This is a genomic window from uncultured Methanobrevibacter sp. (assembly GCF_902764455.1).
GTDB lineage: Archaea > Methanobacteriota > Methanobacteria > Methanobacteriales > Methanobacteriaceae > Methanocatella.
On the sequence record NZ_CACWVY010000045.1, the window covers coordinates 1 to 14824 of the forward strand.

The window sequence follows — 14824 nt, forward strand, 5'->3', positions numbered from 1 at the left end:
ATCTGACGAACTCAGACAAACCTTAGGTCTCTCCAGATCTGCAGACGGATTCTACATGGAAGCTCACCCTAAACTCAGACCTGTTGACACCTTAACTGACGGTGTTTACATTGCAGGTGTAGCACAAGGTCCTAAAGATATTCCTGACTCCGTAGCACAAGGTTCAGCTGCAGCATCCAGAGCAGCTATCCCAATGGCTAAAGGACAAGTAGAAATCGAACCTATTATTGCATCTAACGATGAAACTGTTTGTGGTGCTTGCCAAGTATGTGTTGAATTATGCCCATTCGATGCTATTTCAATCGCAACTGGTGTAGGTGGAAAAGAATTTGCACAAATTAACTCCGCATTATGTAAAGGATGTGGAACTTGTGTAGGTGCATGTCCATCTGGTGCTATGAACCAACAACACTTCAAAACCGAGCAAATTATGGCACAAATCAGTGCTGCTCTTGAAGACTTAGGTAAATAGATTTAGAGATTAATTTCTCTATTTTTTCAAATGCTTGATGTTAATGTGAAAATCAGTTAAATTAAGTGAAGTTTTATGATTTACTTTTAAAAATTTTAAACATGTTTTTAATTTGCTTTAAGGATTTTTCACTCAAAAATTTATATGCTATTTTTTACATAACTATTGTTATTGAATGGAGAAAAAAATAATGAAAAACAATCCAAAAATACTTTTATATATCTTAATGTTGTCAACATTTGGTATAAATACTCCTTTAAGTATTATTGGAATTATTTCACAAATATCCGAGTATTTTAACACTTCAATTGCAATATCAGGTTTATATGTAAGTTCATTTACATTTACAATTGCAGTTACAGGTCTTTTTGTTCCGGTTTTATTTTCAAAATTCGACAGAAAAACCACCTTTGTTTCAATTCTATCAATTTTTTCAATAGCAGATCTGGTTATAATTTTTACAGGCAATATCGGTATTGCTTCTTTTTTCAGGATACTTTCAGCAGTGTTCTATCCGGCATTTATATCCGTTGCATTAACATTCTGTGAAGAAATAGCCCCTGAAGGTGAAAAACAGGATTACATTACCAAAATATTGCTTGGAATTTCAGTGGGAAGTATTGTAGGCCTTCCAATTACTACCGGACTTGGAACAATACTGGGATATCAAGCCGCAATGAGCTGGATTTTTTTAATTAATTTGACTACATTGATTTTGATTTTGGTATTTTTCCCGTCACTTCCCGGAGAATCTAAAAGCTATGAATTGCCGTTTAGTAGTTTAAAATCTAAAGAATTTATATTATCAACGATTGGAATAATTATGATGCCTATAGGTGCAAGTATTGTATATAATTACCTCCCGTACTTCCTGCAGACCGTTAGTCATATATACACTTATAAATTAAGTATATTCCTGTTCATTTATGGAATTTTTTCTATTTTTGGAACTTGGCTTGGAGGTAAGCTGATATTTAAAAAGGACAAGCAAACATTAATAATATTTCAATTGGTATGTGCTTTGGTGTTTTTAGGAATGTATCTAATGCCTAATTTCCTGATTGCAATGCTGATTTTAATATTGATTTTTGCAATATTGGACGGAATGGGATACAATTTGATTCAATATATAGAAACATCGCTGTTATCTGAAAGTCCGGAACTGGCTAATGGAATATTTTTAAGTGTACTGAATGGTGGAATTGCAATTGGTATTGCAATAGGCGGATTTTTGGTAGATGGATTTGGTGTAATGTCCATATTTATTTTTGGAATGCTATTTTTAGTTTTGGCATTAATTCTACTATATTATGTGATTTATATTTTGAAAATTAATTTGAAGTACAGTCAATAATTTTCATGCTTGCAATTTTAAATTCTATAACACTGTTTTTCATAACTCTTATATTAGAAGATAAACAAAAATTAAATCATAAATATATAATTGGATATTAGGTGTAATAAATGGCTAATTATCATGACGAAATTTTAAAATTGGAAGAAATTGCAAAAGAACATACTCAATATATGAGAAACAGTATCAATTTAATTGCTTCTGAAAATGTTACCAGTGTAGAGGTTACAGAAGCACTCGCTACTGATTTTGCACACAGATATGCAGAAGGTCAGGCATTCCAAAGATTCTATGAAGGATGTCAATATGTTGATTTGGTTGAAGACATGACCAAAAAACTTTCATGTAAAGTATATGACTGTGAATATGCTAACGTTCAGCCGGTTTCTGGTGTTACAGCAAATCTTGCAGCATTCTTTGGTTTTGCAAAACCTGGCGAAAAAGTAATGGCATTGGAAGTACCTTCCGGAGGTCACATTTCCCATGCAGATGTTAGTGCAGCAGGTATCCGTGGTCTTAAAACTGTTTTCCATCCATTGGACAAAAACGTAATGAACATTGACATCGATGCAATGAACAAAAAGATTTTAGAGGAAAAACCAAAAATAGTCTTGTTCGGTGGAAGTTTATTCTTATTCCCACACCCAATAAAAGAAGCTCGTGAAGCAGCTGATGAAGTAGGAGCAACCATAATGTATGATGGTGCTCATGTTTTAGGTTTAATTGCAGGTGGACAATTCCAACAACCTCTTAAAGAAGGGGCAGATGTAATGATGGGAAGTACCCACAAAACATTCCCTGGTCCTCAAGGTGGAATTATCCTTTCAGGTAAAGAAAATGAGGAGTTAATCGACAATGCAGTATTTCCGGGTGTTGTAAGTAACCACCACTTGCACCATTTATTAGGTTTAGGTATTGCAACTGCTGAAATGCTTGAATTCGGTGAAGCATATGCAAAACAAACCATTAAAAACGCACAGGCTTTAGGTCAGGCAATGTATGAACTTGGCTTTGATGTGTTATGTGAAGATTTAGGTTTCACTCAGTCCCACCAAATTGCAGTGGATTTAAGTGCAATCAGATCAGCATCTGATATAGCAAAAGAACTTGCAGACAACAATGTAATTCTAAACAAAAACCTCTTGCCTGGAGATGACAGAGACAACTCCGATAATCCATCAGGTATCAGAATTGGTACTCAGGAAATTACCAGAAGAGGCCTAAAAGAAAAAGAAATGGAAGAAGTTGCTCAGTTCATTAAACGTGTAGCTGTTGATAAGGAAGACATTGCTGATGAAGTTGCAGAATTTATGAACCAGTACACAACTCTTGATTACGCATTCTCAGACAGAGATGCTTATGAATATCACAGATTATAGATTAAAATGAGATTAGCTTTTGCATTTACAGGAGCCGGACATCTGCTGAGGGAATCCGTTTATGTTGCAGAAAAACTGGCTGAAAACAACGAAGTGACTGTGCTTTTATCTGGAGCTGCAGAAGAAGTCCTTAAGATGTATGGACTTTATGAGCGCGTGGAACGTTTGACAGGTGGTAAATACCGTGAATTAGCCACTGATACAAATCAGAAATTTTCATATCCAATTACTGGGCGTTTATCACTTGGAAAATATGACGCATTGATTGTAACTCCAGCAACAGCAAATACAGTTTCTAAAATAGTCTATGGAATAGCTGATACCCTGGTTACAAATGCTGTAGCACAGGCAGGAAAAGGTGCTGTTCCGGTCTATATGGTGCCGGTCGATATTCATCCGGGTCCAATTGACACAGTTCTTCCATCCAAAATGGAAAAATCAAAATGTCAAAGCTGTGACGACTGTGTTGCCGCCCTTGCATGCCAACAGGGAGCAATCATTCCTCATGAGGAAATTGATTTAACTAAATGTATCGGATGCGGTTTGTGCAGAAACACATGTCCTTATGATGCAATTTCCGAAGGAAAAATAATTACAATCTATATGAGGGATATTGATATTGAAAATACTCGCAAACTGGAAAGTATTGACAATATTCAAATATTTGAAACTCCTGATGAAATCTTAGAAAAATTCTAGGATTTTTACTTATTTTTTTAATTTTTATCTTGATTCTTAACAAGACATTTTAATCAATTAAACTCTAATTCGTCTCCTATTTTTATTTTCAACAGGTCTTTTTTTGTTTCCAGAATATATTCTGCTTGTTTTTGAGGTTTGTAGAATTTCCAAGGCTTTAATGTTACTTTATCAAAAACAATCTTGTTTTCATCTAAAAAATAAATGTCAATGGTAAATCTCATGAAATGGGTATGCATGGATGAGTCTTTAAAGTTTTCAAATAACACTGCAAAGTCAATATCTTTTTTTCCCATCAATCCTTTAAAACGCTTGAAAAAAGTATTTGCATATATAATTTTAATGTTAAAGAGTTGGTTGGTTGTTTTATTTAAAATCATGCATTAATTTTTTTGTTTTTTAGTATTTATAGATTTAACGAGTTTAGATAAATTTCACATTCTCTTTGTTAAAGAATCAGGCAAATGTAATAATTTTTTATATAAATATTGATTTCTTATTGTTTTTTTGTTTTATATTATAAATATTGCTTTAATATTAAAACAAAAGATTTATATTCTTTTAAATTCATATTAAAGTTTAAATTTTTAATTTTAAAGGAGGTGATTTTTTTTGGAATTTCATGAGGATGTGATATTTAAAAGTCATGGTAGGCAATACGGTCAGGAACTTATTGAAATTATTAATATTGATGGAAAAATACTGAAAGTCCATCAGACAGAATATAGCATCATAGACCCGAAAATGTACAAACCGGATCTGGTTTTTGAGATGGAGGATAAGATAATCATACTTGAATTTCAAAGCACATATGTGGACATATCAGACAAAAAGAGATTCAGGCTATACACTGCATTATTTGACCAAATTCAGAATAAATCCCAAAAGGATATTGAAGTGCATGTTTTAAGCACTGTTGAAGCTGAAAAAACAAAATACTATAAAATCAATAAGGATTCAATTTTTCCGATATATATTCACTCACTAAAAAATTATAACGGTGATGAATTTTTAAATACTATGAAAGTTAAAATAGCAAACAACCAACAGTTAAGCAAAAAGGAATTGCTCTTAATAAGCTTAATCTGTTTCATGACATCTGAAAATGATATTGAAAAGAACATTTTGAATTCAGCAGTTACAATAACACATATTCCCGATTTGGACAGTGACATTGCCCAGTTTGTTAAGGGGGTGGTGTTGATGTTGTGTGATAAGTTTGTATTGGATGAGTCTCTCAATAAGACGATTTCTTATTTGGTAGGTGGTAATATGAAAATAGTTGAGGATTATGCACAAAGAGTTGCTCAAAGGAAAGTTGATGAAAAAACTGAAGAAATTGTAATTAATTTGAGTGAAAAGGGTTTTAACATTGAGGATATTGCGAGTTTGACAAATGTTTCTCAAGAATTTGTTGAAAGAACATTGTCTAAATAACTTCTTTGAATTTGTTTATTAATGTTAATTAATTGAAAATATGTGATTATTAAATGGATATTTAGGATTTGGACAGTGACATTGCTCAGTTTGTTAAGGGAGTGGTGTTGATGTTGTGTGACAAGTTTGTATTGGATGAGTCTCTCAATAAGACGATTTCTAATTTGGTAGGTGGTAATATGAAAATAGTTGAGGATTATGCTCAAAGGAAAGTTGATGAATCAAAAAGAAATGTTGTAATCAATTTGGATAAGGAAGGTTATTCTATTAAGGATATTGCAAGAATTGCTGATGTCAGCATAGATTTTGTCAGTCAAACATTATCTAAATAATTTTTTCTATATTCAAATTGAAAGTAGTATTTAAATCATTAAGCAAAGTTTTTCATGGAAAGTGAAAATAATATTCTGAATTCTGTGGCAAAGTTATACAAAAGTTTTGTTTCTTATTTCACCACTAATTAAATCTTCAAATGCAATTTTAAAGGACTCTTTTTCAAAAACTCCAGGAACCGTCAGTCGTTCATTGTCATGCTCTAAAAAATAATATGGAATTGCAGTTATTCCATTGGATATTGCCTCGTCCATATCCAGGAACACTTCGATTTTTAAAGAGTCACTTTCGAGAAATTCAGATATTTCTTTTTCGTCTAAACCGCAGGAAGCGGATAAACTCAATAAAACGTCATGATTTGAAATATTTTCATTTTTATTGAAATTTGCTTCAAATATCTTAAAAACAAGTTTTTGGGATATTTCAGGATATTTGTCCTGCACATACTTCACAAGCCTGTGTGCATCTTTTGAACTGTTGATTGTCAGGTCTTTGTAGTTGATATTTAAACCTTCGTCTTGAGCGATTTTTTCTATTTCTTCAGCTTCTTTAAGGGCATCTTTAATAGATAATCCGTTTTTGATGGCAAACCGGTCTACGGCTTTGAAATTGTCAGCATCTGGTTCAAGTTCAAATGCTCTCATTTCCCATTTGACATCCAAATCAAGTTCCAAACATACATTTTTTATCCTATTCAATCCGATATATGAATAAGGACAGTTAAAATCACTCAAATAAAGAATTTTCATTTTTTATCATCTTTGGACTTTTTTGAATCTTTTTTTGCAGCTTTATATAGTTTTATAAAGTTATCAACTGTTCTAATGATTGTATTGTATCTTCTATAAAATCCCATGTTATTATTTAGGTTGTTATTTTATATCAAGTTTAACATTAACGGCTCGGGTTTTGCAATTTTGTTTCTTAATATCTATTGATATGTTGCGGGGTCTTACAATTTGGATATTGACTTTTCTTATGATATAATTATAATTTTAGAAATTACTTGTTTTAACGCTTTAAATGTGTATAAAAACTTTATTTCCTTTTCAAATTTTAAAATTTTCAGTGATTTCCATAACCTTTATTTATTATCTTAAACAAAAAGATACATATTATAAATTACTAAAAAACATAATCATTTCGAGGAGTTAAAATGCCAATAAAAGAGGCAGAAAAATCATACGATCACGATAAAATAGAAAAGAAAGTACAAAAATTCTGGAAACAGGAAGAAACTTTCAAAAAGGTAAATGAGCTTAGAGAACAAGGTCCTAGATATTCATTTTTAGATGGACCCCCATACTGTAGTGGAAAAATCCATTTAGGTACTGCCTGGAACAAGGTTATTAAGGATTCATACCTTAGATATAAATCCATGAACGGATTTGCTTTAAGAAGACAGGCTGGTTGGGATATGCACGGTCTTCCAATCGAAAACAAGGTAGAACACCTAATGGACATTCAATCCAAACAGGAAATCGAGGAAATTGGAATTGATAAATTCGTTGACAAATGCAGAGAGTTTGCTTTGGAAAATAAGGTAGCAATGGAAGAGCAGTTTGACCAGCTGGGTGTTTGGATGGACTGGGATGACCCGTATATGACACTTGATCCTAAATACATGGAATCATCATGGTGGACACTTAAAAGGGCAAATGAACAGAACCTGCTTGTAAATGACCAAAGAGTTATCAGCTGGTGTCCTCACTGTGGAACTGCACTTGCTGCGGCTGAAATAGAATACGAAGAGAAAGTCGACCCGTCCATATTCATCAAATTCCCTGTTCAGGGCGAAGAAAATACATATTTCCTGGTATGGACAACTACTCCATGGACACTTCCTGCAAACCTTGCAATTTGTGTAAATCCAGAATTTGATTATGTTTATGTTTCAAAAGACGGCGAAACCTACATCTTAGCCGAAAATTTAATGGAAGATGTTTTAGGAAAACGCATTAAAATCCACAGAACCAAAATACCTGCAGAATCAGAAGATGAGGAAGATAAAATCCTAGAAGAAGAGGAAGTAATGTATGAAATCATCAAGACAGTAAAAGGTTCTGATTTAGTTGGATTAAGCTATGATTATATTTTAGCAGATGAAATTCCAAAACAAATGGAATTTGACTCAGAAATCGAAAAAATCCACACAATCCTTCCCGGAGATCACGTAGAACTTGGTGAAGGCACCGGTCTGGTACATACCGCACCTGGACATGGTCCTGACGATTTTGAAATAGGTCAAAAATTTGGCTTGCCGATATTCTGTCCTGTTGGTGAAGACGGATGCTTTACCGATGATGCAGGTAAATATGATGGTAAATTCACAAAAAAGGAAAATGATCAAATAATTGGAGACCTGCAGGCTAAAAACCTGATGTACAGAGTTGAAACCATTGAGCACAGATACGGTGTATGCTGGAGATGTAAAACTCCTATCATATACAGGGCAACCAAACAATGGTTCCTTAAAGTAACTGAAATTAAAGAAAAAATGCTTGATGAAATCGACAAGGTCGAATGGGTACCTAAATGGGCCGGTGAAGGCAGATTCCATGACTGGGTAGACAACGCCCGTGACTGGACAATCTCAAGACAAAGATACTGGGGTATTCCAATTCCTATATGGGAATGTCCTGACTGTGGTGAACTCAAAGTAATAGGCTCTCTTGATGAGTTGAAAAAAGAATCCCTAAACGAAATCAGCGTTTCAGACTCAGAACTAATCCACAGGCCATATGTTGATGAAGTTGAAGTGAAATGTGACAAATGCGGTTCTACAATCAAAAGAATTCCTGACGTATTGGACGTTTGGATTGACTCAGGAGTTGCCGGATGGGCTTCACTTTACTATCCTGAAGAAAAGGAAAAGTTCGAAGACTGGTTCCCGTATGATTTCATTACAGAAGGTCACGACCAAACCAGAGGATGGTTCTACTCACAGCTTGGAACAGGTGTGATTTCAATGGGCAAAAGTCCGTATCAAAAGGTATTGATGCACGGATTCGTATTGGATGAAAACGGAAACAAAATGTCAAAATCATTGGGTAATGTCGTATCTCCTGAAGAAGTTATTGAAAAATACGGAGCGGACGTTCTAAGATTCTACCTCTTGTGGGCTTCAAAACCATGGGATGATCTTAAATTTGTTTGGGATGAACTTTTAAACGTCAACAAAATGATTAACATTTTATGGAATGTATATGTATTCTCAACAACCTACATGTCACTGGACAATTTCAATCCTAATGACATAACTGAAGATGATATTATTTTAAGATCTGAAGATAAATGGATTATCTCAAGGGTCAACTCACTTGTAAAAGATGTTGCACAGGATTTGGATAACTTATTCTTCCATAAGGCAACAAGAAAGATATATGACTTCATATTGGATGACTTGAGCCGCTGGTATGTAAGGCTTATCCGTGGAAGAACATGGGTTGAAAGCGATGACCCTGACAAACTGGGTGCATATTACAGCCTTTACACAGCGCTTGTTAAATTGATTTCAGTATTATGTCCGATAGCTCCTCACGTATCTGAAGAAATCTATGAAAACCTTGTTAAAGGGGTAAATCCTGAAGCGCCTGAAAGTATTCACATGCTTGACTGGGAGTATGACGCTGATGCAATCGATGAGGATTTGGAAGCAAAAATGGATGTTGCTCGTGAAGTAATTGACGCATCAATAAGAGCACGTGACATGGCACAGTACAAGCTCAGATGGCCGGTTTCAGACATCACTGTAGTATCACAGGATGAGGATGTATTGAAAGCTATCGAAGAGTTGACTGACATCATTAAAGACCAGTCAAATACCAAAGAGGTTTTATGCGCCAGTGAATTTGATAAATTATCTTTCATTGCAAAACCAAACCTCAAAATTTTAGGTCCAAAACTCAAAGGAGACATGGGTAAAGTTGTAAAAGGACTTAAAACAGCTGATGGTAATCAAATCAAAGCGGAACTTGATGCTAACGGTACAGTGACAATAGAAGGAATAGAATTGTCATCAGAAGAAGTATTATTCGACTCAGAACTTCCGGATGACTTTGTATCATCAGAATTTGAAGGCGGAAACGTATTTGTAAATACCAATGTCACACTGGAAATCAGACAGGAAGCTATGGCTCGTGAACTGATTAGAAGAATTCAGGACATGAGAAAAGACTTGGATTTAGATGTTGAAGCAGACATCAATGTCGATGTTGAAACATCACCGGAATTCAAGGATCTGATTGTACCGCAATCCGAAGTCATTGCTCATGAAGTAAGAGCCAAAAGCTTAATTATAACAGACACTGAAGAGTGCAGTAAAGATTCTAAAGATTATACCAAAGAATGGGATATTGAAGGAGAAAAAGTAATAATTTCAATTAAAAATTAAGGGTGTTTAACATGACTTTAGCTGATTCTGAAATTGAATATATTGAAGGAATCCTCGGCAGGAAAATGAATGAACTCGAAGAAGGTATGCTTGATGTAATGTTTTCAGAACATTGCTCATACAAAAGCAGCAGACCATTCTTAAGAGCATTTCCAACCGAAGGGGAAAATATCATTTTAGGTCCTGGAGACGATGCAGGTCTTGTAAGTGTAACTGATAAATATGCATTGGCTGTCGGAATGGAATCTCACAACCATCCATCAGCTATTGAACCTTATGGTGGAGCCGGAACAGGTATTGGAGGAATTTTAAGGGATATCATTTCCATGGGAGCAATGCCTATTGCACTTCTTGATTCCTTAAGATTCGGTCCTCTTGAAGAAGATGAAAAATCAAGATACCTATTTGAACATGTCGTTAAAGGAATTTCCGATTACGGAAACCGTGTTGGAGTTCCAACCGTTGCAGGTGAAATAGAATTTGATGAATCATTCAGAACAAATCCTCTTGTTAATGTAATGTGTGTAGGACTTGTTGAAAAAGATAAGATTGTAAGGGCTCAGGCACCAAACATAGGCGATGTATTCCTTCTTATGGGAGGAACCACAGGACGTGACGGAATTCACGGAGTAACATTTGCATCAGAAGAGCTTACATCAGACTCTGAAACAGAAGACAGGCCTGCAGTACAGGTGGCTGATCCGTTTACCAAAAAAAGGGTACTTGAAGCATCACTGGAAATACTTGAAAAAATCAATGTCAGCGGTGTTAAGGACTTAGGTGGTGGAGGTCTTACCTGCTGTATTTCAGAGCTTGTAGATTCATCACAAAATGGAGCACGTGTTGATTTAAGGGAAATCCCTTTAAGGGAAACCGGAATGACTCCCTATGAAATCATGCTTTCAGAGTCCCAGGAAAGAATGGTATTTGTCATAAATCCTAATGATGTTGAACTTGCACAAAAAATCTGCGATAAACATGAAATCGTATCATCAGTAATTGGTGAGGTAATTGATGGAAACAACATGATTATTTCAGATAAAGGAGATGAAATTGCAAACCTTCCAACTATTTTATTAGCAGATCCTCCTTCAATTGACAGGCCAATAGCTGAAATTCCAGAAGATACTCAAAAAGTGGAACTTAAAGAGCCTGGAGTTTATGAATCATTGCCGAAATTGTTATCCAGCCCGAATATAGCTTCAAAGGAATGGGTTTACAAACAGTACGACCATGAAGTTCAGGTAAGGACAGTTGTTAAACCTGGTGATGATGCTGCAGTACTCAGAATCGATGAGGATACAGCTATTGCACTTACAACTGATTCCAATACAATTCATACTAAATTGTCTCCATTTGATGGAGCTGCAGGATGTGTTGCAGAAGCAATACGTAACGTTATTTCAATGGGAGCAACTCCATATGCTGTCGTTGACTGTCTTAACTTCGGAAACCCTGAAACTCCTGAAATCCTATGGCAATTCAAGACAGCTATTGAAGGTATGAGTCTTGTAGCTGAAAACTTCAATGCCCCTGTAATCAGCGGTAATGTAAGTTTCTACAATGAAACTGAAGGAATTAAAATCAATCCGACCCCTGCAGTTGGTGTTATCGGTGTTGAAAACATCAAAAACATAAGAACCATGGACTTCAAAAACGAAGGGGACAAAATCATTTTAATAGGTAAAACCTATGATGAGTTAACCGGTTCTGAATATCACAGAACTATCCATAATTTAGAGATAGGAACTGCTCCAAGAATCAGAATAGATGAAGAAGTAGCTAACGGTCAGACAGTATTGAAATTAATCGACGAGGATGCAGACAACAATATTACAGCAGTTCACGACGTATCTGCAGGAGGACTTGCAGTAGCACTATCTGAAATGGTCATCAAATCAGGCCTTGGATGTGACGTTGAGCTGGTTGACGATGAACTTGATAAAATCCAATTGTTATACTCAGAAAGCCATGCAAGATACTTATTAACAGTTAAAGCTGATGCAGCTGAAGATATCTTATCAAAAATCGATGTTGAAGCACAAATCATTGGTGAGGTAAAAGGCACTTCATTAAATGTAAACGGTCATGAATTTAGTTTTGAAGATTTGGATAATGCATATCATGGGGTTATTGAAAAATACATGGCATAAATAACTTGGGGGAGTTTAAAAACATGTTCTTGTCAAAATTGGATTCAGTGAAAAATGCTTCAAAGTTAATAAGTGATAATCAGAAATTGACAGATATTGAAGAAATTTCTATTTATGATGCTCACAAAAGAGTTTTGGCTGAAGATATAATGGCATTTCACGATTCACCTCCATTTGATAAATCTGCAATGGATGGATTTGCATTGATTGCAGAGGATACTTTTGGAGCAGGTCAATCCGCACCAAAGGAATTTAAAATCATTGATGCAATTGGTGCAGGAGATTTTTCAACCAAAACTGTTAAGAATGGTGAAGCTATTGTAATAGCTACAGGAGCTCCGATTCCAGAGGGAGCAAATGCTGTTTTAATGAAGGAGTACACCACTGAAGATGGGGATGATTTAACAATTTACTCTCAGGTAACTCCTGGTGAAAATGTTTCTCCCAAATCTGAAGACATAGAAAAAGGTCAAAAAATTCTTGATAAAAATACTTTCATCAGATATCAGGAATTGGGATTGATAGCTTCAGCAGGTTATGATACTGTGAAGGTTTTCAAAAAGCCTAAAGTAAAACTTATTATAACCGGAAATGAGCTTGTTGAACCTACCAAAGAAGAAATTGATAAGGCAAAAATCATCAATTCCAATCAGTTTACTATTAAGGCTATGGTCGAAGATTCAGGTGCGGAGTGTGAAATAGCACATGCAGGAGACACTTATGAAGAGGTTAGGCAGGCCATTCTGGAAGCTTCAAAAGATTATGATGTCATAATGACCACTGGAGGAACAGCCATTAGTAAAGGAGATGTTGTTCTCGATGTCATTGATGAAATAGGTGAAATTCTGTTTCATGGTGTTGCAATGAGGCCGGGTAAACCTGCAGGTGCGGGTCTTGTTAATGATAAAATAGTATTTACATTTTCAGGCCAGCCAGTTGCGGCAATGTCTCAGTTCGATGTTTTTGCAAGAAAATACCTCTTTGAAATGCAAGGAAGGGCATTTGACTTTAACATAGTTAAAAGAATCTCTCAGCTTAAGATACCTTCACAATTGGGAAGAACTGATTTCATACGTGCAGTCAGTGATAATGAATATGCAAAGCACGTGTTGAATAGAGGTTCTGGAATAATTCGTTCAATGGTTGAGGCGAACAGCTATATCATCATAGACGAAAACGATGAAGGATACCAAAAGGACGATATAGTTGATGTTGTTCTCTTTAATTCACTACTTTGGTAGTTGAAGGTGCATTTTAATGAATGGGATTTATTATTATTTGATAGCTTTTGCTGTCATCTGGATATTGGCTGGAATATTTCATGAAAAACTCTCAAATTATGGAGTTGAGATAAACTTCCCTGTGATAATGTGGAAGACTCAAAGACTTCGTGGGCTGATATCTAGAATTTCTAATTTTTCACCGACATTCTGGAGATGGTACATGAATGTGGGTGTTTTTGTGGCTTTTGGAGCCATGATTTTTATTACATGGACATTGGTTTCATCACTGCCGTCCGTTTTTGAAACACCTGCTGTTTCTATAGTTATTCCTGGAGTGGAAATGCCGGGTTCATCCATATACATTCCTTTTGTTTATGGTTTGATAGCTCTTGCCACAGTTTTGGTTGTTCATGAGTTTTCTCATGGTATACAGGCAATCGGTGAAAAGATTTCCATTAAATCAATCGGATTGTTGCTTTTTGCAATTCTTCCAGGAGCATTTGTAGAACCCGATGAGGATGAGTTAAAGGAGGCAAAAAGAACTTCAAGGCTAAGGGTTTATGCTGCAGGTTCGGTTGCAAATATAACTCTGGCACTGATTGCAATCATTCTGGTTTCATTGATATCAGCAGGAATTCCAAGCTTTTTTGAAGAGGATGGTATAGCTATTGATAGAATTGTTTCCAATTCACCTTCTGATGGGGTATTGAAAGAGGGAATGGTTTTACAGGCCATTGACAACCATGAAATTAATAATTCCACAGATTATATTGATATGATAAGTTCGTACAGGCCTGGCGATAATGTGACGGTTCAAACGGATCAGGGAAGCTACTCGTTGACTCTGGATAAAAATCCTAATAACGAATCCAGAGGATTTTTCGGAATACAGGCAAATAAACATTTTGCATTAACAAATAACAGTTTAGGTCCTCTGCCTTGGGTATTATTCGAGTTTCTTGAACTTTTCCAATGGATATTTATGCTTAACCTGGGAATAGGTCTATTTAATCTGCTTCCTCTAAAGCCTTTGGATGGTGGATACATGCTTGAGATATTGCTCAGCTATAAATTGTCCGAAGAGCAATATAAACCTGTTGTTAATGCATTATCAGTTGTAATGGCAATGATAATTGTATTCAGTTTAATTGCTGGATTTTTATAAAAATTGCTCTTGATTATTTGAGTAATAATTTAATTTTTTCTCTAATGAAAACTAATTATTTTAAAATACAGTCAAAAGTTGTGGGATTTTTATCCTGCAACATTTTTTTAAAAAAAGGAGTCTGTAAAATTTTATAGGCTTATTTAATTTTTATGTGTTTTTGTGTCCAGTTTTGCATTTGGAAGTCTAAAAAGGTTAGAATTCCATTTTTGGTCT

At 35.2% G+C, this 14824-nt stretch carries 12 protein-coding genes; 10 read left to right on the plus strand and 2 right to left on the minus strand.

All coding sequences use genetic code 11. The features are described from left to right. The 4 genes from QZU75_RS11090 to QZU75_RS11105 form a co-directional block, all read left to right on the plus strand. Window positions 1–472 (plus strand): 4Fe-4S binding protein (locus QZU75_RS11090; protein ID WP_296883778.1); only part of this gene is annotated, 472 nt, incomplete at its 5' end. A 190-nt stretch (window positions 473–662) separates the two neighbouring features. After that, window positions 663–1826, plus strand: coding sequence for an MFS transporter (locus QZU75_RS11095; RefSeq protein WP_296883780.1), 1164 nt, complete (start codon window positions 663–665; stop codon window positions 1824–1826). Between the two features lie 110 nt (window positions 1827–1936). Further along, entirely contained in the window at window positions 1937–3205 is a 1269-nt protein-coding gene (gene glyA / locus QZU75_RS11100; RefSeq protein ID WP_296883782.1) for a serine hydroxymethyltransferase, read from the plus strand. Window positions 3206–3211: 6 nt separating this feature from the next. Beyond that, the gene (locus tag QZU75_RS11105; protein ID WP_296883783.1) at window positions 3212–3904 is read left to right on the plus strand and encodes a dihydromethanopterin reductase (acceptor); all 693 of its coding nucleotides are present in this window, start codon (window positions 3212–3214) and stop codon (window positions 3902–3904) included. 53 nt (window positions 3905–3957) lie between these two features. Here the strand turns inward: QZU75_RS11105 and QZU75_RS11110 are convergent, their stop codons facing one another. After that, entirely contained in the window at window positions 3958–4284 is a 327-nt protein-coding gene (locus QZU75_RS11110) for a DUF192 domain-containing protein (protein ID WP_296883784.1), read from the minus strand. A gap of 232 nt (window positions 4285–4516) precedes the next feature. On the opposite strand from QZU75_RS11110, the gene QZU75_RS11115 reads away from it, so the two are divergent. After that, window positions 4517–5341, plus strand: a complete 825-nt coding sequence (locus QZU75_RS11115) for a hypothetical protein (protein WP_296883786.1) — start codon at window positions 4517–4519, stop codon at window positions 5339–5341. A 179-nt stretch (window positions 5342–5520) separates the two neighbouring features. Then, window positions 5521–5673 carry a hypothetical protein gene (locus QZU75_RS11120; RefSeq protein ID WP_296883787.1) on the plus strand — a complete coding sequence of 51 codons (153 nt, stop codon included), beginning with the start codon at window positions 5521–5523 and terminating at the stop codon, window positions 5671–5673. 93 nt (window positions 5674–5766) lie between these two features. On the opposite strand, the gene QZU75_RS11125 is transcribed toward QZU75_RS11120, so the two are convergent. Then, window positions 5767–6423 carry a DsbA family protein gene (locus tag QZU75_RS11125; protein ID WP_296883788.1) on the minus strand — a complete coding sequence of 219 codons (657 nt, stop codon included), beginning with the start codon at window positions 6421–6423 and terminating at the stop codon, window positions 5767–5769. 407 nt (window positions 6424–6830) lie between these two features. Here QZU75_RS11125 and ileS point away from each other — a divergent pair, with 407 nt between their 5' ends. The 4 genes from ileS to QZU75_RS11145 are packed head-to-tail and all read left to right on the plus strand — an operon-like array spanning window position 6831 to window position 14608. Continuing rightward, the gene (gene ileS, locus QZU75_RS11130) at window positions 6831–10067 is read left to right on the plus strand and encodes an isoleucine--tRNA ligase (protein ID WP_296883790.1); all 3237 of its coding nucleotides are present in this window, start codon (window positions 6831–6833) and stop codon (window positions 10065–10067) included. A gap of 11 nt (window positions 10068–10078) precedes the next feature. Then, window positions 10079–12220, plus strand: coding sequence for a phosphoribosylformylglycinamidine synthase subunit PurL (purL, locus tag QZU75_RS11135; protein WP_296883791.1), 2142 nt, complete (start codon window positions 10079–10081; stop codon window positions 12218–12220). A 23-nt stretch (window positions 12221–12243) separates the two neighbouring features. Then, entirely contained in the window at window positions 12244–13461 is a 1218-nt protein-coding gene (glp, locus tag QZU75_RS11140) for a gephyrin-like molybdotransferase Glp (RefSeq protein WP_296883793.1), read from the plus strand. A 16-nt stretch (window positions 13462–13477) separates the two neighbouring features. Next, window positions 13478–14608 carry a site-2 protease family protein gene (locus tag QZU75_RS11145; RefSeq protein WP_296883795.1) on the plus strand — a complete coding sequence of 377 codons (1131 nt, stop codon included), beginning with the start codon at window positions 13478–13480 and terminating at the stop codon, window positions 14606–14608. The last annotated feature ends 216 nt before the right edge of the window (window positions 14609–14824 follow it).

Excerpts from the sequence above, each read along its gene's own strand:
- QZU75_RS11095 (WP_296883780.1), top strand. The coding sequence starts at position 663 with ATGAAAAACAATCCAAAAATACTTTTATATATCTTAATGTTGTCAACA.
- glyA (WP_296883782.1), top strand. The coding sequence starts at position 1,937 with ATGGCTAATTATCATGACGAAATTTTAAAATTGGAAGAAATTGCAAAA.
- QZU75_RS11105 (WP_296883783.1), top strand. The coding sequence starts at position 3,212 with ATGAGATTAGCTTTTGCATTTACAGGAGCCGGACATCTGCTGAGGGAA.
- QZU75_RS11110 (WP_296883784.1), bottom strand. The coding sequence starts at position 4,284 with ATGATTTTAAATAAAACAACCAACCAACTCTTTAACATTAAAATTATA.
- QZU75_RS11120 (WP_296883787.1), top strand. The coding sequence starts at position 5,521 with ATGAAAATAGTTGAGGATTATGCTCAAAGGAAAGTTGATGAATCAAAA.
- QZU75_RS11125 (WP_296883788.1), bottom strand. The coding sequence starts at position 6,423 with ATGAAAATTCTTTATTTGAGTGATTTTAACTGTCCTTATTCATATATC.
- ileS (WP_296883790.1), top strand. The coding sequence starts at position 6,831 with ATGCCAATAAAAGAGGCAGAAAAATCATACGATCACGATAAAATAGAA.
- purL (WP_296883791.1), top strand. The coding sequence starts at position 10,079 with ATGACTTTAGCTGATTCTGAAATTGAATATATTGAAGGAATCCTCGGC.
- glp (WP_296883793.1), top strand. The coding sequence starts at position 12,244 with ATGTTCTTGTCAAAATTGGATTCAGTGAAAAATGCTTCAAAGTTAATA.
- QZU75_RS11145 (WP_296883795.1), top strand. The coding sequence starts at position 13,478 with ATGAATGGGATTTATTATTATTTGATAGCTTTTGCTGTCATCTGGATA.